This window comes from Arachidicoccus terrestris, assembly GCF_020042345.1.
Classification (GTDB): domain Bacteria; phylum Bacteroidota; class Bacteroidia; order Chitinophagales; family Chitinophagaceae; genus Arachidicoccus; species Arachidicoccus terrestris.
On the sequence record NZ_CP083387.1, the window covers coordinates 1539086 to 1561519 of the forward strand.

The window sequence follows — 22434 nt, forward strand, 5'->3', positions numbered from 1 at the left end:
ATTATTTATAAGGAAAGAAATCGTCACTACCTTCAAAATACTTCTTTTACAAGGTCAGGAAAGCAACCGGAAGCGTTTCTACTTTGGCACTGGCTACAGATCTGCCGCTATTCGTTTTAAGCTTTATGATCGCCCGCCCATTATACAGCTGCACTTTTCTGGACCCTGAAGACGTGCCTAAGTCATCTATCAACGTTCCATCTCCCGTTAATCCAAACCGGATCCAATTGGTTGCATCCAGACACTGAACATGATTTTTATCATACAACTTAGCTTCGATAGTTGCAATACCATTTTCTTCTGCAACCTTTTCAAGTTTTACCAAAGCGGGTTTACCCCATTTTTCCGTCTGATACTTGAATTGGATGGTATCACGCACAGCTGTATTCTCTTTCGTTGCAACGACGATCACATTGTAATTTCCTTTATGCAAAGGTATATTCCAGCGAAGCCCGGCAGCCGGAAAATCCTGGCTATTGCGCTTTTTACTGCCATAGGATTTACCGTTCACAAATAACTCAGCCTCATCACAATTAGAATACACCTTAATCATTTTTTCTTCTCCCTCCTTCCCCCAACGCACCGGCCAGGTGTGGCCATAAATATGTGCCATAGGTTTAGTAGCCCAGTAGGACTGGAATACATAATAAGATTCCTTTTTCGTCAGATCGCGTTCAACAACGCCCTTTTGGTTCATATATGGAACCGGATTATCCGGTCGGACCGGTGTGGAGAAATCCTTAAATACCCACTGCGCTGTCCCCGTCAGCCAAGGCATCGTCTCCTGCTCTTTTAAATGCCAGTCAAACAGATTACAAATATAGGTTTCACTCCAGTCTCCATCTTTGGAAGCCCTGGCGGCACCTCCGTATAACGAAGCGTCTCCGGCTCTTTCATCTGCCGTACCTGTCGCTTTAATATCTTTAAGTGCATTATCAGGGTTTTCAGAATGCCTCCTGGCATGGCTGTCACCTCCCCACTCTACATGTAAAAAATGATCGACTTTATCAAACTCCGATTTTGTCACGTCTTTATACTCCGTATAAATTCCTCTGTACCAGCCTGCCCAGATTGACGGTGAATAAACATCTACGATGTCCTTACAGAAGTCACAACGACGGATGGCTGTTTTACGCGACGGATCTAAAGAATGCGCCAGTACATTCAGCTCCTTCATATAGGCTCTGATTTTTTCTTTGTCAAATTCGGGAAAGTCGTTTGGCCAGTCGTTTTCATTGCCTAGCCCCCAGATCATTACTGCAGGATGATTAAAATGCTGCTCGATCATATTCGTCAACATTCGCTTTCCTTGTGCCTGATAGACCGAACCTCCCAGTCCGCCACGGCACCAGGGAATTTCTTCCCACACCAGAATCCCCAGGCTGTCGCAAAGATTTAAAATGATCCTTGACTGCTGATAATGCGCCAGGCGAATAAAATTCACGCCCATACCCTTCATCAGAATCATTTCCTTGCGCATCAATTCTTCAGTCATGGCTGGCCCCAGGCCTGCATAATCCTCATGACGATGGGTTCCCTTAAGTAATAACCGTTTGCCATTTAATATGAAAGGACCTTTTTTTACAAACTCAAAACTTCGAAATCCGACCGGAGAAACACTGGTATGCGATCCGGCTTCTGAGGAAATGGTTGCTTCCAGGCTGTATAATTCCGGTTTATCCGGGCTCCAGAGTTGTGGACTATTAATTTTAAGATCGGCCACTGCCTGGTCTCCGTCAAAATGATCCAGATGCTTTTGAAGGCGCTTCACAATCTTGCCGGAGGGCGCTTTTAGTGTCACCGATAAGTTCGCGGAATGAATCTTTTCAGGATTATTGAATCTCAATCTGATGCCGAGTTGACCAGCAGCCCTATCCTCATTCACTTTCGGGGCGGCAAAAACCTTGTCGATATACAATGCCGGTTCATATACCAGGTTTACATACCGGTATAATCCACCATAAAGATTAAAGTCGGATAAATCTGAGGGCATCATTTCCAGATCCCGGCTATTATCACACCTGACCGCTATCGGCACCTGGCTTTTAAAAGCCTTAAACAGACTATCATTGTTCTTAAATGCATTTACAGCGTCCGTGATATCTACTGTCCATTCATCATATCCGCCTACATGGCTGCCTACTTTGGTCGTGTATACATAAACTTCTGATTTCTGGCCCGCACCTTCAAAATGTAATAAAGTTCTGCCATGAGAATACGGATTCTTGACATCCAGCTTTGTTTTGTACCACATTGGACCTTCATAGTAATTGACATCGGGGTCAACCGCATCCCGTTCATTTGCGCTATGTGGTAATGTAACGGGAGTCCATAAAGGAACCGTTTCAGGATTGCCCTTCTTGGCTGGGCGGACTGCCTCCCAAATACCCCCAAGATCTTCTTTCAGAAACTGCCATCCCTCAGTCAACCGTATAGACTGCTGCGCAAACGAGAGTTGAGAGCCTAATATAAATGCAATAGCCAATAGATACCTCATATAATTATCGAATATTTAGAACAATAGTTTCGACTTAGCGGGCCCGTTATCAACAGTGCGAACCGTTTGGAAACGATTTCATTTTAACCGGCCCCAATTAAATAGTCGAAACACTAAACTAAAGGATAATTATCAATTGTTAGCTTTTTATTTCCGCAACCGTTTCCGTAAAACATGACCTCCCAAACATCGAAAAAAAATGAAAAAGGGTTGTCACAATGCGCTTACTTATTTAATATACAGCGAACTATAACAACCCTAAGCGTTTAAATACAGCCGTTACCTGTAAAAATCCGTCTTTCGGATGACATTTACTTTGTTGGTCAAGTGTTGCCCGTTTTTGGGGAAATCACAATTGGAAATCCGTTGTTATCATGCAACTTGTGATAGGTGATATAAGAAACCACCAAGAGTGCCATGAAGAGCAGAGGGGAAAATAAACTCGCGGTCCATCCATCTACCGCAGCATAAGCGATAAAAGCCGAGATAAAGTCAATTCCAAAAGCGACATAGGTCCATTCTTTAATTCTTTTGGAGACAGGAACAATTAATAGTATTCCGCCGATTATATGACCAATACTCACCTCCCAACGAAACCATTCCGGAAGCATAAGGTGACGCGTCCCCGCTTTAGCTATTTCGCTATTGATAAAAAATGCACCGGAAAGCTCGAATAATGCAATGATAAGCGTAGTGACCCAATACGTAATCTTAGTCGATTTTTTGTTGTTACGGACTACTGTTTCCATTGTGTTTAGTTTTATGTTAGAAAATGGAGATCTGTTACAATTAAATAACTGTTTTATTCTCTTGAAGGAGCTTATAAATATTTTGTATTTGCCTGGTATGTCTTATAACATGAAAGGCCGCAAAACTGAGCAACTCAAATCTTGTCAGATACCCTACACCGGGAAACTCCATAGCCTGGCATATAAGAGATAAATCCAACCCGCGTATATCGCCTAGCAATAATTGTTCTGTCTCAGTCAGGTCATTTCTCATTTCTGCTCTGGAAATAAACCTTTCGTCGGGCAGCAATTCGGGAGCGGATTTGCCCTTTGCTGTCATATCTTCCATTATTTGCTTTAATACCGGTATGTGTTGCTCCGGGTTTCTGTTTACCGGTATAACCTCCCCTTCAACAATCTGATGGATAAATTGCATAGATTTATTGATGTGATTTCCTGTTTCTGCCGCTGTCCAGCTCCCTGCAAATGGAGCGACATTGAAAGCCGATTCCTTAAATGCGTACATTGACTCAACAAAGGATTTTATAGCCTCCTGTAACAAGGATTCCAACGCTGTTCTTTTTTCTTCATTTATTGCTTCCATGACTTCGAGTTTAAAATGGCACAATCCGGTCTGATTAATTTTCTATGACAAAAATAGAAGGAATATTCAGTTAATTGCAGGTATAAATACGGCAAAATATGGGGCAATTTACGCCAGAGATGAAATTCGCCCGTAAAATCAGCCTCAGTTGATGGATATTAGAGAAAAGAATAGTGGGCATGCTGCTCATCGCAACGATAGTGCTGTGGCTGAAAACCGCCCGAACAGCACGCCTCAACTCAGCCATTAGCCTAAAGAATGAATAAAGGAACAGGGGCCAATCCTGGACATATTATATCCGGACTGACCCCATTCACCCTTTATCTAAAATCCAAAACTTTAGTCTTTATTCAAGATCCAGCATCACTACACTATGTGCCGGCAGCGTCACCGTTAGCACCTGACTACCTGCCGCGCCGGATAATTTGGCGCCCTTAAACTCAGTTATCTTAACATTATCAGGCTGTTCAAATGTATTGACCGTTGTAACGGCTTTGGCATTCAACAGCAGGCCAGCTACTTTCGTATATTGAGTATGTGCCAGGTCAACGGTTACCGTTTCCGAGGTTTCAGCATTCAGGTTGACCAGGCTGGCATGCAATTTTCCGGCATCATCGATAGAAGCGGAGGCATTGACTGCATCAATTGTCGCATTACCTACAGTATAAGCCGGGCTAATCAGGTGTAAAGGCACTAAACGCCCTCCCTGATGCTTTTTGTACATCTCAAAAACATAATAAGTCGGTGTAAGGATCATCTGATCGCCTTTGGTCAAAATGAGCGATTGTAAAACATTCACCGTCTGGGCAAGGTTCGCCATTCTCACACGATCTGCGTGATTATTAAAGATATTCAATGTGGATGCCGCAATGAGTGCATCTCTCATACTATTTTGCTGATAAAGAAAAGCAGGATTCGTCCCCGGTTCTGCATCGGTCCATACCCCCCATTCGTCTACCACAAGCGCCACTTTCTTATCCGGATCATACTTGTCCATGATAGCAGAATGCTTGGTCACCAGTTCTTCCATATGAAGACAGTTCTTCATCGTATTAAAATATTCCGCTTCATCAAAATTCGTAGCCGATCCTTTCTTCCCCCAGTGTCCGGTTGGAATGGTATAATAATGCAAACTTAGCCCCCACATCATATTCAGCGGGATGCCTTTCATCAGCACTTCTGTCCAGTGGTAATCATCGGAGTTCGCGCCGCTGGCAATTCTTTTCAAGGGAGCATTTTGATAACTCTTCGCAAATGTAGCGTATCGCCTGAATTCATTGACGTAGTATTCAGGTTTCATGCTACCGCCACAGCCCCAGCTTTCGTTGCCAATCCCAAAAAACTGAACGCCATAGGGCTTGTCTATCCCATCTTCCTTTCGCAATTTAGTCATGGGGCTCTCGCCGTCAAAGTTCAGGTATTCAACCCAGTTCGACATCTCCTGGACAGTACCACTGCCCATATTGCCAGAGATATAAGGCTGCGTGTGCAGCAGATGGCAAAGCTGCATAAACTCGTTGGTGCCAAAACTATTGTCTTCCGTCACCCCGCCCCAATTCGTATTGACCATTTTAGGCCTTTTTGCGGGATCGCCGATGCCATTCATCCAGTGGTATTCATCCGCAAAGCAGCCACCCGGCCACCGCAGGTTAGGAATCTGTATTTTCCGGAGCGCTTCCACAACGTCCATTCGGATTCGACCCTCCTTTTTCACTTTGGCATCCTTAGGCACCCAGATACCTCCATAAATACCCCGGCCAAGGTGTTCGGAAAACATTCCATAAATATTCGGATTGATCTCGGTTTTGGCTTTGGAGGCATCCAGGCTAATGACAGCCTTTTGTGCGGATGCCGCCAGTATGCCGCAAAGCAATAAAACTGTCAGCAATTGTTTTTTCATGTTAATCAATATTTAATAATAAGCGAATAAATACAACAGTTTAAACCAGATGGCTATGTGTCAGCGTCCGCTGCTTTCACCGGCATCATTACAGCACTTACCTTTTGTCCTTCCTTGTTACTTTTAAATTTCGGCTTATATACAAAATTCAAAAAGGTATTAAAACCTTCTTCATACTTCTCTTTATCCAGTGTATAGAAATAAGCTCCTTTTTTTGAATTCAGCTTATCTCTTTCTTTTAGCCTGACAAGCAGGCCCAGGGATTGAACCTTCTTGAAGAAATTGCCGGGATCAAATTTCGTATCATAGAGCTTTTCATATAAGATCTGCAACTGCGGAATGGTAAATTTATCCGGTAACAACTCAAAGAGAAGCGGATGCAGGGCGGCTTTATAACGCAGCCTTTCTTTGGCCATCTCCACCATCGCATTATGATCAAAAATGAGTTTAGGAACTTTTTCGGCAGGCACCCATCTGGCCTGAAAATCTGCACTCATCTGACTCTGATAGCGCTTAATATCTATCAGGGCAAAATATGCCATCACCGCTGTCCGGGCACCAGGGTCTCTGGAAGGGTCACTAAAAAGATGCAACTGCTCCATATAGATTCCCTCCAGGCCAGTCAGTTCATGGAGAACACGGGTAGCAGCATCTTCTCCGCTTTCCGTCTCCGCTACAAAACCTCCCATCAAGCTGAGCCGCCCTTTACACGGCTCAAACCCTCTTTTAATGACCAATAGCTTCAGACCTTCCTCATCGAATCCAAATATGATACAGTCCACTGCCAGAAGGAGCTTTTTGCCACTGTATTTTCTTTTTTTCTTTTCCTTTTCCAAAATCCCGTTTTAAAAATAAGCTGACTCAAATTGCATATCCAACCTGATTCCTATTACCAGAATTTGGCATATAGTGCAGCAAACAACATCAGGATTACTACAATAAGTACCAGTACGCTGGGTTCCACTTTATACATCTTACGATCTATAACGAAGGCTTTTTCATTGACCTTCGGACTAAACAGGCTGCAGATCACCATCAGTACTACTGTAAACCCAAAGGCCAGTCCCATACAGATAAGGAACGGAATTTCGTAACCGCCATGTCCATTCGGATACGCCGTATAAAACCAGGTATTATTTCCGAAAAGTTGTGGCGCAAATTCGTTGAAGAATACGCAAAGCACAAATCCGCCGACGATGCCCACAATGGAAGCCAGTCCGTTTGTCCGCTTCCAGAACATACCCAGTAGAAACACGGCCAGTACGCCCGGGCTGATAAATCCGGTATACTTTTGGATAAATGTAAATCCGCCGGCACCACCAATCCCAAGAATATCATCCCAGGTAAAGAACAGTCCGATGGCCATAGATACTACCACAGCGATACGTCCAATCCATACCATCTTCTTGTCGGAAGCCTCCTTATGAAAATAGTTCTTATAGATATCCAAGGTATAGATGGTAGAAATGCTATTAGCTTTCCCGGCGAGTGAGGCGATGATCGCGGCAGAGAGTGCGGCGATAGATAGGCCTTTCAGCCCGTTAGGCAAAAAGCCTAATACCGCTGAATAAGCATGATCTTTATGCCCGCCTAATTCAGGTAGAAACCCTTTCTGATACAACACATAAGCCGCAATTCCAGGCAACATTACTACAATAGGGGTAAACATTTTCAGGATACCGGCGAACATCAGGCCCGTGCGGGCTGTCTTCAGATCGGCTCCCAGAGCTCTCTGGGTAATATATTGATTGGTACCAAAATATTCCAGATTTACGATCCACTGACCGGCGATATACATCAGAATTCCCGGCACGATCAGATACTGGTCAATATAATGCTGTGAAGACGTCGCTGTCGGTTTATCATAAATCAGGTGAAAATGCTGTGGTGCCGCGTCCATCATAGCCTGGAATCCGGCAAAGATATCTTTGCCAAGGCCGAACTTTTCGCTGACCACCTGTAAAGCAAAATAAGTAGTTGCCAAACCACCGATGAGCAGCATCGCGACCTGTATCGCGTCTGTATATCCAATGACCTTCATACCTCCCAGGGCAATCAATACCGAGCAGATGGCAAAGATCACCATAATCATATGCAGTGACGCTCCTCCGACAAGCGTATTGACAGCCAGTGCCCCTAAATACAGAATAGAAGTAATATTGACGAACACATAGAGCAATAACCAGAAAATAGCCATAATCAATGCAACAGTCCCGTTAAACCGCCGTTTTAGAAACTGTGGCATTGTAAATATCTTGTTCTTGAGATAGATCGGTAAGAACCAGACGGCGATAATGATAAGCCCCAGAGCGCCTACCCATTCGTATACGCCTACGGCAATCCCCACAAAAAATCCATCTCCACTCATACCGATAAACTGCTCAGCTGAGATATTAGAAGCAATAATGGAGGCTCCGATAGCCCACCAGGTCAGAGACCCCTCCGCCAGAAAATAATCATGGCTGCTCAGGTCCTTATTCTTCCTTTTGCGGTAGATCCAAATTCCATAAAAGGTAATCAGTAAAAAATAGGCAACGATAATGATATAATCAATATGGATAAGTCCACTTTTCATGTGTCGAATTTAGTGTGGGATGACTTCCCGGTGAATGAAATAATTATTGATAATACGCTTGGGCGAACTTAAGTTCTCTTTTGAGTTGCCGAAGTGTTGTGTCCTGATCAATGATAACGCTCTCTATACCCGCCATCTCCGCAAAATCTTCAATCTGCTCTACGGAAAGATTCTGACTATAGCTGGTATGATGGGCGCCACCTGCCAGAATCCATGCTGCGCAGGACGTCTGAAAATCAGGTAAAGGCTTCCACATTACACGTGCGACCGGCAACTTTGGCAAGGCTTCTGTAATTTCCACACCCTCAACCGCGTTGATAACCATCCGGAAGCGGCCACCCATGTCTACAAGACTGGATGCCACCGCAGGCCCGCCACCACCGTTAAAAACCAGGCGTACCGGATCAGATTTTCCACCGATGCCCAAAGGATGAATTTCACAGCTGGCACGGCCGACCGCAAGTGAAGCGTCTACTTCCAGCATATGTGAGCCCATCACCTTTGCATCTTTTGGATCTAAATGATAGGTATAATCTTCCATAAAGGCATTTGCTCCCGGCAGGCCGTGCCCCATCACTTTCATAGCGCGTACAAGTGCCGCAGTTTTCCAGTCCCCTTCACCTGCAAATCCATAACCATCTGCCATCAGCCGCTGTACAGCAATGCCGGGCAACTGATTCACACCATGCAAATCCTCAAAGGTGTCCGTAAAACCTTTAAACCCTCCGGCCTGCAAAAAGCTTCGAAGCCCCAGTTCGATCTTCGCCGCGTCTCTGAGGGCCGCCCTTTGTGTACCTTCTTTTCTAAGTACGTCCATCAGGTCATAACTGTCTTCATATTCCTGGATTAAAACATCTACTTCTTTATCGGATATCTCACTGATTACAGTGGCCAGATCTCCGATTCCGTAGGTATTCACTGAAAATCCGAGTTTAGCTTCCGCCGCCACCTTGTCCCCTTCCGTTACGGCAACAAAGCGCATATTATCGCCAAAACGGGCAAATTTAGCTCCCTGCCAATCCGCCCAGCCAGCTGCGACCCTGGCCCAGTCGCCAATCTGCTTTTGAACCGCAGACGCTGCCCAATGGCCTACAACCACCTTTCTGTTGATGCCTAAACGTGTAACAATAAAGCCAAATTCTCTATCGCCATGTGCACTTTGGTTCAGATTCATAAAATCCATATCCATTGTTGCCCATGGAATATCCTGGTTAAACTGAGTATGCAAATGCAACAGCGGCTTATGCAAAATATTCAGTCCGCGGATCCACATTTTTGCCGGAGAAAACGTATGCATCCAGGCAATCAGACCTATGACATTATCATCGTGATTGGCTTTTTGAACCAGGCTGTAAATCTCGTCGGTTGTCTTTACCGTTGGCTGCCAGACGATCTTTGCCGGAATATCCCCTGCACTATCCAATGCCCGTGCAATTTCCTGGCTATGGCTGGCAACTTCTCTTAGCGTCTCTTCACCATATAAATGTTGGCTGCCGGTCACCAGCCAGATCTCCCGGTTTTTAAAGTCGATCATATAAATTTTATTTAATATAAGATGATTATTGTTAATCTGTTTCTATAATCCTATTGTCCGTAATACGCGCCGTCTCCGTGTTTACGCTCATAATGTTTTCTTATCAGCGCATCTTTTAGCCTGGGCGCTTCGCTATTGATCTGTAGCGTAAACAAAGCCATTTTAGCCACCTGTTCTAATACGCCACTATTATATACTGCCTTATCTGCGGTTTTACCCCAGGTGAAAGGTGCATGATTACCAACCAGCACCATTTCCATCTCCTCATAGCTTAGACCACGTTCTTTAAAACAATCCATAATCTGGAAACCCGTCTGATATTCGTAATCACCTCGGATCATCTCATCAGACATGGGAGGGGCGCAGGGAATATCCATCGTATTATGATCAGCGTGTGTGGTGCCAAAAATGGGAATGTCTATTCCCGACTGCGCCCATGAAGTGGCATAAGTAGAGTGCGTATGTACAACGCTTCCGATATTTTCCCAGTGCTGATAAAGCACTCCATGGGTTTTGGTATCAGAAGAAGGCCTTAAATCTCCTTCTACGACTTTACCATCATAGTCTACAATGACCATCTTATCAGGCGTTAGCTGTTCATATGGTACGCCACTCGGCTTAATGGCAAACACAGCTTCACTTCGATCCACGACGCTTACATTTCCAAAAGTAAACAAAACCAGACCTAATGCAGGTAACTGCATGTTGGCCTGGTATGCTTCTTGTTTAATGGATGAATATTTTTTCATATTATTTGTTTAATTTCAGAACATATTTTAATGAGCAGCGGTCCGGTTGTTTGCCTCCGCTTCGATCCAGCCTCCAAGGCGCTTATATTGTTCATATCTTGTATTATACAGTGCATGCCGCTGATCATCCGGCACATAATGTTTATCAAACCCTTGTCCCATCGTCTTCATAGCAATCTGTACATTTGAGAATATACCGGCTGCTGTCGCGGCAAACATAGCCGCTCCAGTCGCACAGGTCTGTTCTGAGCAATGTACTTTGATGGGCATACCAATAACATCAGCCATCGTCTGCATAATAAAAGAAGATTTTTGAGCAACGCCTCCCATAGCGATCAATCCTTTTACAGCGATACCTTCAGCAACGAACCTTTCCACGATCGCTCTGGCACCGAAACAAGTAGCTTCCACCAGTGCCCGGAATATTTCCGGCGCGTCCGTGCCCAACTGTAATCCGCTGATCGCGCCATCCAATGCCTGGTTGGCATCCGGTGTCCTGCGTCCATTCAGCCAATCTATGGCCAGCACGCTGTTTTCCGTTACCGGCCGCTTACCGGCCTCTTCAGAGAGCTGCACCAAAAGATTTTTTTCCATCTGTTCCAGTTGCTCACCCGACAGCCCCATGTTTCTGGCCGGCCATAATAATATATTCTTAAACCATGCATATACATCGCCAAAGGCGCTTTGTCCAGCTTCCAGCCCTATCATGCCTGGCACAACGGAACCAGGAACCTGGCCGCAGATACCTTTGACCAGAATATCTTTCATTTCCTCTTCCGGAACGACCATAATATCACAGGTGGAGGTCCCGATGATTTTACTGAGCATATAGGGCTCTATCTCGGCGCCCACCGCGCCCATATGACAATCAAAAGCACCGATGCCGACAACAACATCAGTTGAAAGACCCAGTTTTTCCGCCCATGCTGCGCTCAAAGTGCCTGCAGCCTCAGCAGCAGTATATGTCCTGTCAAACAGCCGGTCCCTGAATCCGTCCAATAGAGGATCAATCTCCGCAAAGAAACTATTCGGCGGCAGTCCCCCGAACTCAGGGGCAAAAAGAGATTTATGCCCTGCAGCACATACACTTCTTTTCATTAACTTCAAATCATCGCCGCCCGTGAGCAAAAACGGAATCCAGTCGCAGTGTTCGACCCAGCTATAGACGTGTGGCCGAATGTGTTCATCAATACGTAGAACATGGAGTAATTTGGCCCAAAACCATTCTGTGCTGTAAATTCCGCCTACAAATTGCAAGTAATTAATTTCTTTCGTTGCAGCCACTTCATTGATACGAGCCGTCTCCTGAATAGCTGTGTGATCTTTCCAAAGAATAAACATCGCATTCGGATCTTCTTCAAAACCAGGCTTCAGCGCCAAAGGCCTTCCTGTCTGATCGACCGCAACCGGCGTGGAGCCCGTCGTGTCCACAGAAATACCTTTGACAAACCTTCCTGCCTCCGGTCCTGCCAACTCCAAAATTTCTTTAATTGTTGCCGTCAGTCCTTCAATATAATCAAGCGGATGCTGCCTGAACTGCTGTTTTTTGGCATCACAGTATTTTCCTGCAGCCCATCTGGGATAATAATAAACACTCGATGCCAATTCCTTCCCATCCGCCGTATCTATCAGCACAGCCCTAACAGAATCCGTTCCGTAATCAAGACCTATTACATAATTGTAATTCATACAAATATAATTATGGATAAATTTTTTTAATTGTAAATTTAACTTTTATTCTTAACCCACAAAAAATATCTTCTCATTTTTTCTCGGCCATCCCGTTTAACTAATTGAGAATCAATAATAGAAACTTAACCAATAGCAGGACTTGATTGTTGCAACTCTCTTAAACTCTCAATATACTCGGTGGGAGCCTGTCCCATTACCGATTTAAAGACACGATTAAAATTAGTAATGCTATTGAAGCCTGAGCTATAAGCGACACTGGATATACTCTCAAAGGATCCGGAGGAAAATTGTTTTCTGGCTTCTCCAATCCTCACCTCATTTAAAAACTGGACAAATGTGTGCCGGGTATGCTTCTTAAAAAAACGACAAAAGGCCTGTGGCGTCATATAAGCCTGACCTGCCACATCTTCCAGCGTAATCGGTTTATCGTAATTATGTAATATATAATTGTAGATATGACTGACACGGATACCGTCGGTCTCCGTATTCAGCATTCTTGGTCCCTGCTGAGAAAGAATCTTATAACCGGACAAGCCGGAAAGCTTTTGAAGCAACTGTATAAATAAAATTGTAGACTGGGCCGCGTCTTCGGTGGTGAACAGTTTATCCAAAAGCGCAGAAACTTCAGACGCGTTAGCAGCCGGCACCTGTATGCCGTTTTGCGCATAAGCAATAAAACTACGCAGGTGTTTAAATTCAGGTATACCCAACAGTGTCTGACATATAACGTCCGGATCAAAAAACACATCCAGTGAACAAATAATTCTTTCAGAACCTTCCTCAAAATAAGCAGCGGGACTTTTAAACAAATGCGGTTGCCCGCCTCCGATAATAAAAATATCCCCTTGCTGAAAGCTATGCATATTGTGATCTGCCATCAGTGTTCCCTCTCCATGCTGCACCCAGGTTAGCTGCATTTCCTTGTGTCTGTGCAGATAGGGATAAAAGTGAGGTAAAATATCCATTCTTGTGACAATGGTTTTATCATGACGGACAGGTATTGTAAACTGGAGTACTTTCATGACTGCTGATATTTAAATGGGAAAAACAGATGCCAACAGGAATAAAGATTTGATAATGCCAAGTTAACATTTTCTCGCTTTATAGCACGGAAATTACCATAAAAAATCAATTTATGCATATTCTCGGTTAAAATACGGTTATAATTCCGTATGGGGAATGACTTCAACATTCTTATCTGCTGAATAACGAGCCGGCGGCGGCGGTTAAAATCTGTCTAGTAAATAACAAAAAGCGGGAAGATCACTTCACAGCACGCAGGTAATTTTACAGCCGATATTCCTTACCTTGTAGAGGATGTTATTTCACTAACTAAATGTATAATACTATGGCAATTGAATGGAAGGGAGTGTTCCCGGCAGTTACAACAAAATTTACCGATAATGACGAGTTGGATCTGACATTATTTGAAAAAAATCTTCAGGCGCAGATCGAAGCAGGCGTCGCAGGAATCATCATAGGAGGGTCTTTAGGAGAATCAAGTACCATTACAACCGAGGAACTGGGCCAGCTGGTGGCAAGTGGTTTAAAAACAGCCGCAGGTAAAGTACCGGTCATTGTCAATATCGCTACAGGTTCCACCAGAGAGGCGACATCGATAGCAAAACAAATTAAAGCATGGGGGGCGGATGGCATTATGTTATTGCCACCTATGCGTTATAAATCCACGCCGGAAGAAACCGTTTTATTTTTCAGAACCGTCGCTGCGGCGACAGACCTGCCTGTACTGCTCTATAATAACCCTGTAGATTATAAAACTGAGATCACAATAGATATGTTTGAGGCACTAAAAGACATCCCGACCATACAGGCTGTAAAAGAATCTACCCGTGACGTCAGTAATGTCATCCGCATGCGTAACAATTTTGGAGATCGATTTAAAATACTCTGTGGCGTGGATACGCTCACTTTTGAGGAGCTATCTTCGGGAGCGGATGGTCTGGTGGCAGGCCTGGTATGTGCTTTCCCCAGAGAAACTGTCGCCATTTACAACTTTATTAAAAACAATCAGCATCAACAGGCCCTGGAGATATACAGATGGTTTATGCCTTTATTGGAATTTGATATCACACCACAGCTGGTACAGTATATCAAATTAGCGGAAGTGTATACGGGTCTTGGCAACGAAACTGTTCGCGCACCCCGCATATCTTTAAAAGGGGACAAAAGAGCGGCAGCAATCGCGACTATCGAAACGGCATTAAAAACACGTCCCGAAGCATTGGTTGAAAAGGGGCTTGCACTGATGACAGCAGAAGGGGTTTCTGTATAGAACAGTTGCCATATAACCTTACGATTGAACACCTTTTATTTCTAAATAACTATTACTATGCAACACGATATTAACAGCACGACCATTCAGGCGCAGGAAGTTATGGATCGTGCACAACAGGCATTTCTCAGTTTCCGACACGCATCAGGCAGGAAACGGGCTGAACTGCTGGAAAAAATTGCTGACGGACTGGAAGCGGAACGTTCCGCATTAGTGAGGACTGCGCAAGAAGAGTCACATCTGCCAGATACCAGGTTAAATGGTGAACTGAGTCGTACGATCGGGCAATTAAAGCTCTTCGCTAACCTGGTTCGCGAAGGGAGTTGGGTACAGGCCAGTATTGATCCGGCACTTCCCGACAGAAAACCGCTTCCCAGAACAGATATCCGTAAAATGTTGCGCCCCAAGGGCCCTGTGGTTGTCTTTGGTGCCAGCAACTTTCCCTTCGCGTTTTCGACATTGGGAGGAGACACTGCCAGTGCACTGGCTGCCGGCTGTACAGTAGTGATCAAAGCACATCCCGCACATCCGGCCACATCTAAAGCCGCGTTTAGGACGGCTTGCAAGGCGATACAAGACTTGGGATTTCCCGCAGATATCCTGCAGCACGTCGATCAGCCCGATATCCGGACCGGCATTGAACTGGTGAAAGCAAAAGCTACCGCGGCCGTTGGATTTACAGGCTCATTTCAGGCGGGGTACGCCCTAATGCAGGCCGCAGCAGAACGAGCGGTGCCTATTGAAGTGTATGCTGAAATGAGTAGCACTAACCCCGTTGTGATCCTACCTGAACTTTTAAACAGCGCTGCTGAGGCTACTGCCAAAAAGCTGGCAGCTTCCATTTCACTGGGCGTGGGCCAGTTCTGTACCAATCCCGGTCTCATTTTTATTACCAAAAATCCGCAACTCGAAACATTCCTGAAAGTGCTTAAATCAGCCATGGAGACCACCGCCGCAGCTCCCATGCTGCACGAAGGCGTCCTGGCCGGTTACCACAACAACCTACAGGTTGTTCTTTCCCAAGCAGGCGTAGACACGCTGGTAGAAGGGAAGCATGTGGATGGGACTATCGCCGTCACCCCCTCTCTTGCAACAGTAACCGCCGACAGTTTCCTGCACAACAGTAGTCTTAAAACGGAGGTATTTGGACCGTTCTCACTAGTGATCATAGCCGAAAACCAAGCAGAGCTCCTCGCAGCCTTACAGAGCATCGACGGGCAACTGACGGCCAGTATCTTCGGCACACAGCAGGACCTGGCCAACAAAACAATCGTTACACCTATACTGGACAGTTTGACGGCCATTGCCGGCAGAATTATATTCAATGAAGTTCCTACTGGTGTAGAAGTCTGCCATGCCATGGTGCATGGAGGCCCTTTTCCTTCAACATCCAATGGCAGCTACACTTCAGTAGGATCATCGGCTATTTTACGTTGGGCAAGGCCGGTTTGTTATCAAAATTTCCCCGACAGTCTTTTACCTGAAGAACTGCAAAATGCCAACCCGTTAGGTATCTGGCGGCAGATAGATGGTGACTGGTCAAAAAATCAACGCTAATTCATTCAAACGTTATGCATAAAACATTCTTTTGTATTGATGCACATACATGTGGCAATCCGGTTCGCCTGGTCGCCGGTGGCGGTCCCCTTTTAGAGGGGGCCACCATGCGTGAGAAAAGATTATTTTTTCTCAAGCACTATGACTGGATTCGCAAAGGCCTGATGTTCGAACCCAGAGGACATGATATGATGAGTGGCAGCATCTTATATGCTCCCTCAACTGATGCCTATGATATCGGTGTTCTCTTTATTGAGACCAGTGGCTGCCTGCCCATGTGTGGCCATGGCACTATTGGTACAGTTACAGCAGCATTGGAAGCCGGTTTGGTCACCCCGGCGACTCCCGGTACACTTCGCCTGGAGACGCCTGCAGGATTGGTCACGGCCACTTATCAGGAAAAGGCCGGCAAAATAAAATCCGTTAAGTTAATCAATGTCCCCTCCTATCTGGCTGCCAGGGACCTCCAGGTGCAACACCCGGAGCTAGGCCTGTTGCATTTTGACGTAGCATTCGGCGGGAACTTCTATGCCATTGTAGACCCTCAGCCAAACTTCAGTGGGATGCAAGACTATACCGCGCTTGATCTGATCCGGTGGTCCAGGCAAATGCGCGAAGTCGTTGCAGCAGGCCAGCCGTTCATACATCCTGACGATCCCGCCATCTATGGAGTGCATCATATCATGTGGACAGGCACTCCTTTGAACCCGACCTCTACTGCACGGAATGCGGTTTTCTATGGCGAAAAAGCTATTGATCGCAGCCCATGTGGAACAGGAACCTCTGCCCGTATGGCACAACTCTATACGCAGGGCAAATTAAAACCAGGAGATCAGTTCGTCCATGAAAGTATCATAGGATCTTCGTTTACAGGCACCATAGAAGACACCTGTAAGGTCGGAAAGTTTGATGCCATCATTCCCGGTATTGAAGGATGGGCCCGCGTATTTGGCCATAACAACATCACGATTGATACGGAGGATGATCCGCTGGCACTCGGTTTCTCTGTTATTTAGACATCCATCTCAACAGCATTTACCTACGTCATTTAATCTTATCTCTCATGAAACACAAAAAAGACATCGCTCTATTATCCGCTCTGATGATATGGGGTTATATCTGTTCTGCCCAGACATATATTCCCATTAAAAATGATACACGTTTTAAGATCAGGCCTGCGGCTAAAATTGAGGCCTACGGGTTTCCGCTAACAGCTATCCAACTCACAGAAGGATCGCCATTTGCACATGCCCAGAAACTTGACGAAGCTTATCTGTTAAAGCTGGAACCTAACCGACTGCTTAACAGGTTTTATAAAAATGCCCACCTGCCCGAAAAAGACTCGGTATATGGTGGCTGGGAGCGTGAGGGTCTTTCCGGACATACATTGGGTCATTATCTTTCTGCCATTAGCCTGATGTACGCTACCACCGGCAAGACAGCATTTAAAAACAGGGCAACATATATAGTAGGAGAACTGGCTCGTTGCCAGGCGGCCCGTGGAACCGGCTATGTAGGCGCCATTCCTAAGGAAGACAGCATTTTTGGCAGGGTCGCCAGGGGAGACATTGAAAGCGGAGGGTTTGACCTGAACGGTGGCTGGTCGCCCTGGTATACCGTTCATAAAGTGATGGCCGGCCTGGTGGATGCTTATCTTTACACGGGCAACAAACAAGCCCTGGAGGTAGTCGTAAAAATGGCTGATTGGGCAGACAAGCTATTAGGCAATCTCAGCAAAGAGCAGATGCAAAAAATGCTCGTCTGTGAATACGGAGCAATGAATGATGTCCTGGTGACGATATACGCCATTACGGGTAATAAAAAATATCTGAATCTGGCAGATCGCTTCTTCGATGATTTTGTCATGTTGCCTTTATCAGAACGAATGGATGCCTTGGAAAACAAGCATGCCAACACTAATATTCCCAAAGCAGTAGGGTCTGCATCCGAATACTTTTGGGTAGCCGGTGCCAGAGACAGTACTATTGCGCAATATGCCTGGCGCACCATCATCGGACACCACACCTATGCAAATGGTGGCAATGGCAGCTATGAATATTTTGGGCAGGAAGACCACTTAAGTGACCGGTTAAGCGATGACAACACAGAAACCTGTGCGTCCTATAATATGTTGAAGCTCACACGCAAATTATTCTCACTTCACCCATCTGCTACTTTGGGTGACTACTATGAAAGAACGCTGACAGATCATATCCTGGCCTCGCAACAACCTCAAACGGGTATGTTTACCTACTTCGTGCCATTACGTATGGGTGGCAGCAAAAGTTTCAGTGATGCATTCAACACCTTTACATGCTGCGTGGGTACCGGTATGGAAAATCACGCTAAATACGGAGAAAGTATCTTCTTTGAGTCACCCGACAGTAAAACACTTTATGTGAACCTGTTTATTCCGGCTACCTTAAACTGGCGGGAGCAAGATACAAAAATCCAGTTAGCTTCATCCATCCTTACAACAGATACCATTACCATCAATATCCAAAACCAGGCTGCTAAAAACTTCGCTGTCAAATTACGCAAGCCTGCCTGGTCTGCAAATTACAGTGTGTTCGTGAATGGGGAAAAAATGAAAAGTCAACCAGATTTGAATGGATTTGTCACCATAGAAAAAAACTGGAAAAACGGCGATAGAATTCAATACGTATTGAACCGGGAGATCCATGCCGATCCAATGATAGATAATAAAAACCGTGTCGCCATTTTCTATGGCCCCGTCTTACTTGCAGGGCTACTGGGAGACAGTATGCCCGATCCGGTAATGGGCATTCCTGTCTTGCTCACGTCTGATCACAACGCCTCTAATTGGATACAAACGGTAGACAAAGAAAATATGATTTTCAAGACAGCCGGAGTTGGCAAACCCTTCGACGTAACCTTAAAACCATTCTATGCCGTCTATAAACAACATTATATGGTTTATTGGGATTTATTCACCAAAGAAGACTGGAAACAACGGGAGGCGTCCTATAAAGCCGAGCTGGAAAGACAAAAACAAATCGAAGCCAGAACAGTTGATGTGTTCAGAATTGGAGAAATGCAACCTGAACGGGATCATGCACTCAAAGCTTCTAAAAACTCCTATGTCAGTGAGGCCTTCGGCAAACATGGCAGAGAAGCCAGAGGCGGAGGCTTCTTTGAATTCAATATGAAAGTTGATCCAAATGCCACAGATAGCCTGCTGGTTACCTATATCGGTGCTGACAAAAACCGAAAATTTGACATTGTAGTGGAAGGCAAGGTTATCGCAACAGAACATTTAACCGGCGGGCAGACGGATAAATTCTATGACAAGACCTATGCAATCCCCAGGGACTTAATCAAAGGCAAAAACAGGATCCGGGTCCGTTTTAATGCGAATTACCGGTCTACCGCCGGCCGTGCATTTAATATCCGTATCATCAGATAATAACAATAATCCAAATTATTCAACCGACAGTTCATGAGCGCAAATAAGGTGATAATAATCGGAGGAGGTATCTCTGGTTTATCTTCCGCACGCTATCTGGCCAAAGCCGGATGGCAGGTCACTGTGCTGGAGAAAGGCGATTTTACCGACGGCTGTTCCTATGGTAATGCAGGTTTCGTCTGCCCAAGTCATTATGTTCAGTTAGCGACTCCCGGTATTGCCAGGCAAGGACTTAAATGGATGTTTAAAAATACCAGCCCGTTTTATATACAGCCAAGGTTAGACCCTCATTTACTCCGGTGGGGAATTCATTTTCTGAAAAGAGCCAAACAACGTTATGTTGACATCAATGGTGCCCCGCTCAGAGATATTGGCTTGCTCAGCCAGCAAGAATATGAAAATGTCTGGATCAGGGAAATCAACTTTGATTATCAGCATAATGGTATGCTGGAAGTTTTTCAGACGCCGAAGGCACGTAAAGAATGTGAATACATTGCTAAAATGGGCCAGAATCTGGGACTGGACATCGAATTAGTAGATAAAGCCGGGCTGGAAATGCTGGAACCTGATGTCCGGTGGAATGCACTGGGTGCCGTAAATTACAAGTGTGACGGACATCTAAATCCGGCCAAACTCATGCAAGGTCTCTATAAACAGCTGGAAAAAGAAGGCGTACAGTTAATCGCGCATGCCGAGGTAACCGGTTTTAAAAAAGAAGGCAAACTAATTAGTGAAGTTCACGTGGGAGAACAGACATACCCGGCTGACAGTGTGGTACTCGCAGCAGGATCCTGGAGTGAACAACTGGCCCGTGAGCTGCATATAAACCTTCCTGTGGTGGGTGGCAGAGGGTACTCCTTTTTGGCACCTATAACTGCCGGCGATGGTCAACATATGAAGCGGCCAGGCCTGCTGGTAGAAGGGCGGGCTGCATTTACCCCATTGGGAGATCAGGTCCGTTTCGGAGGCACCCTGGAGATCAGAAAACTCGACGCACCATTGGCACTCAACCGGGTCCGCGGTATTATTCATGCAGTCCACCAATTCTTTCCCGATTATCAACTGGATTTTGAGGAGATCCGCCCCAGGATATGGTCCGGGTTCAGGCCCGTATCTGTAGACGGAATGCCTTATCTGGGCAAATCCCCTGCACTGGACAACCTGGTCATCGCAGCCGGCCATGCGCAGTTAGGCATCAGTCTCGGTGCCGCTACCGGGTTACTGGTCAGCGAACTGGTCCGCGGGGTCGATACTACCATAAATATTTCTACCTTTGGGGTCAATCGATTTAATAACTAAACCAGGAAATTATGTTTAACAAAGACATCTATACCCAACGCAGAAAACAGCTAGCGGCCAAAGTAGGTTCCGGCGTCATTTTGCTGATGGGCAATGATGAAGCAGGCATGAACTTTAAAAATAATTGGTATCCTTTCCGGCAGGACAGCAGTTTTTTATACTATGTGGGTATTGATTTGGCCGAACTGGCTGTCGTGATAGATTTGGCGACAGGTGATACGACACTTTTTGGCAATGAGCTAACCATTGACGATATCGTATGGACAGGCCCCTTACCTTCCTTGCAGGAACTTGCCGCTAAAACAGGTATAGATAAGGTCCGACCTTATAATGAACTGGAAATCGTGCTTAAGGCAGCAGGCGACAAAGTTCATTTTTTACCGGCATACCGTCCCGAGCATTCTATTAAACTGCAGGCCTGGTTGAACATTGCTCCTGCACAGAGTATTTCAGCAGCTTCTGAAACACTTATCAAGGCAGTCGTCTCCATGCGTTCCTATAAAGGGCCGGAAGAAATCGCAGAAATGGAGAAAGCTGTAGATATTTCCAACGATATGCATAGCTATTTCATGCGTGCCTTAGCGCCGGGGAAAAATGAAATGGAGATTGCTGGCCAATTACGGGCACTGGCCATTGCAGGCGGGGGTGACCTCTCCTATCCCATTATCCTTACCAGCCGCGGAGAGACCTTACATATTCATGCACGCAATGTCGAGCTTCCAAGTGGTGCCATGGCCCTATGTGATGCCGGCGCAGAAACAGCCATGCATTACGCGGGCGACCTCACCAGGACAGCACCCGTGAATGGTGTTTTTTCCGGTGTTCAAAAGGATATGTATCAACTGATATTAGATATACAGCTGGCTACTATTGATGCCTGCAAGCCAGGCGTGCCTTTCAGCGAGGTGCACCGACTGAGCGGAGAGTTGTTACTAGAAGGCCTGAAATCATTTAGTATCATTAAAGGCGATGTAAAAGAAGCCTTGGCGCTGGATGCGCATACCCTGTTTTTCCAATGTGGACTGGGACATATGATTGGACTGGACGTACATGACATGGAAAACCTCGGAGAGCAATATGTCGGCTATACCCCCGAGACGCCTAAGAACATGAGTTTTGGCTGGAAATCACTCAGACTGGGCAGAGCACTTGAGCCGGGATTTACCATTACTGTAGAACCAGGCATATATTTTATCCCAACGCTGATCGACCTGTGGAAAACGGAACATAAGCTGGCTGATTTTATCAACTACAACGAACTGGATAAATTCAGAGATTTTGGTGGTATTCGTATTGAGGACAACCTGGTCATTACACAAGACCATTACCGTATCCTGGGTACCAGAATGGCACCCAAGACAGTCGCGGACATGGAATCAATTCAAAAACAGGGGCTTATTAAATAACACCCTTCAATTCCTCAAAAACTTAAAAGCCGGGCCAGTCATTTGCCCGGCTTTCTCATTGTATGTCATCTGCCATTTTATTCTCCCTCTGGTTAAAATCAGCAAAACAAAGGTTAAGAACCGGTTAGCCGTGTAAAAGAAAAAGATTAACTTTATGCTATATTAATTGTATT

At 45.5% G+C, this 22434-nt stretch carries 16 protein-coding genes; 6 read left to right on the forward strand and 10 right to left on the reverse strand.

What is annotated here, in order from left to right; genetic code table 11:
• Positions 1-46: 46 nt before the first annotated feature.
• The 10 genes from K9M52_RS06200 to K9M52_RS06245 all read right to left on the reverse strand — a co-directional run bounded on the left by K9M52_RS06200 (position 47) and on the right by K9M52_RS06245 (position 13301).
• Positions 47-2497 carry a glycoside hydrolase family 2 TIM barrel-domain containing protein gene (locus tag K9M52_RS06200; protein ID WP_224071190.1) on the reverse strand — a complete coding sequence of 817 codons (2451 nt, stop codon included), beginning with the start codon at positions 2495-2497 and terminating at the stop codon, positions 47-49.
• A gap of 323 nt (positions 2498-2820) precedes the next feature.
• Positions 2821-3246, reverse strand: a complete 426-nt coding sequence (locus K9M52_RS06205; RefSeq protein WP_224071191.1) for a DoxX family protein — start codon at positions 3244-3246, stop codon at positions 2821-2823.
• Positions 3247-3286: 40 nt separating this feature from the next.
• A complete protein-coding gene (locus tag K9M52_RS06210; protein ID WP_224071192.1) occupies positions 3287-3829 on the reverse strand; it encodes a DinB family protein in 543 nt (180 codons plus the stop codon).
• 346 nt (positions 3830-4175) lie between these two features.
• Positions 4176-5729 carry an alpha-N-arabinofuranosidase gene (locus K9M52_RS06215; RefSeq protein WP_224071193.1) on the reverse strand — a complete coding sequence of 518 codons (1554 nt, stop codon included), beginning with the start codon at positions 5727-5729 and terminating at the stop codon, positions 4176-4178.
• 53 nt (positions 5730-5782) lie between these two features.
• Complete coding sequence (locus K9M52_RS06220) at positions 5783-6565, reverse strand: NUDIX hydrolase (RefSeq protein ID WP_224071194.1); 783 nt, start codon at positions 6563-6565, stop codon at positions 5783-5785.
• Between the two features lie 53 nt (positions 6566-6618).
• Positions 6619-8304, reverse strand: a complete 1686-nt coding sequence (locus K9M52_RS06225; RefSeq protein ID WP_224071195.1) for a sodium:solute symporter family transporter — start codon at positions 8302-8304, stop codon at positions 6619-6621.
• Between the two features lie 43 nt (positions 8305-8347).
• On the reverse strand, positions 8348-9838 hold the full coding sequence (gene araA, locus K9M52_RS06230; RefSeq protein ID WP_224071196.1) for an L-arabinose isomerase: 1491 nt from the start codon (positions 9836-9838) through the stop codon (positions 8348-8350).
• Positions 9839-9888: 50 nt separating this feature from the next.
• Positions 9889-10587, reverse strand: coding sequence for an L-ribulose-5-phosphate 4-epimerase (locus K9M52_RS06235; RefSeq protein ID WP_224071197.1), 699 nt, complete (start codon positions 10585-10587; stop codon positions 9889-9891).
• A gap of 27 nt (positions 10588-10614) precedes the next feature.
• A complete protein-coding gene (locus K9M52_RS06240; RefSeq protein WP_224071198.1) occupies positions 10615-12276 on the reverse strand; it encodes a ribulokinase in 1662 nt (553 codons plus the stop codon).
• 125 nt (positions 12277-12401) lie between these two features.
• Positions 12402-13301 (reverse strand): AraC family transcriptional regulator, encoded by a 900-nt coding sequence (locus tag K9M52_RS06245; RefSeq protein WP_224071199.1) that lies wholly within the window; start codon positions 13299-13301, stop codon positions 12402-12404.
• 326 nt (positions 13302-13627) lie between these two features.
• Here K9M52_RS06245 and K9M52_RS06250 point away from each other — a divergent pair, with 326 nt between their 5' ends.
• From K9M52_RS06250 to K9M52_RS06275, 6 genes are read left to right on the forward strand one after another with little or no spacing between them, the layout of a single operon-like run.
• A complete protein-coding gene (locus K9M52_RS06250; protein ID WP_224071200.1) occupies positions 13628-14572 on the forward strand; it encodes a dihydrodipicolinate synthase family protein in 945 nt (314 codons plus the stop codon).
• A gap of 57 nt (positions 14573-14629) precedes the next feature.
• Positions 14630-16129, forward strand: coding sequence for an aldehyde dehydrogenase (NADP(+)) (locus K9M52_RS06255; RefSeq protein ID WP_224071201.1), 1500 nt, complete (start codon positions 14630-14632; stop codon positions 16127-16129).
• 14 nt (positions 16130-16143) lie between these two features.
• On the forward strand, positions 16144-17145 hold the full coding sequence (locus K9M52_RS06260) for a 4-hydroxyproline epimerase (RefSeq protein WP_224071202.1): 1002 nt from the start codon (positions 16144-16146) through the stop codon (positions 17143-17145).
• A 47-nt stretch (positions 17146-17192) separates the two neighbouring features.
• Positions 17193-19556: a glycoside hydrolase family 127 protein gene (locus K9M52_RS06265; protein WP_224071203.1), complete on the forward strand. Its 2364-nt coding sequence runs from the start codon at positions 17193-17195 to the stop codon at positions 19554-19556.
• A 33-nt stretch (positions 19557-19589) separates the two neighbouring features.
• Entirely contained in the window at positions 19590-20855 is a 1266-nt protein-coding gene (locus tag K9M52_RS06270) for an NAD(P)/FAD-dependent oxidoreductase (RefSeq protein WP_224071204.1), read from the forward strand.
• Positions 20856-20866: 11 nt separating this feature from the next.
• Entirely contained in the window at positions 20867-22261 is a 1395-nt protein-coding gene (locus tag K9M52_RS06275; protein ID WP_224071205.1) for an aminopeptidase P family protein, read from the forward strand.
• The last annotated feature ends 173 nt before the right edge of the window (positions 22262-22434 follow it).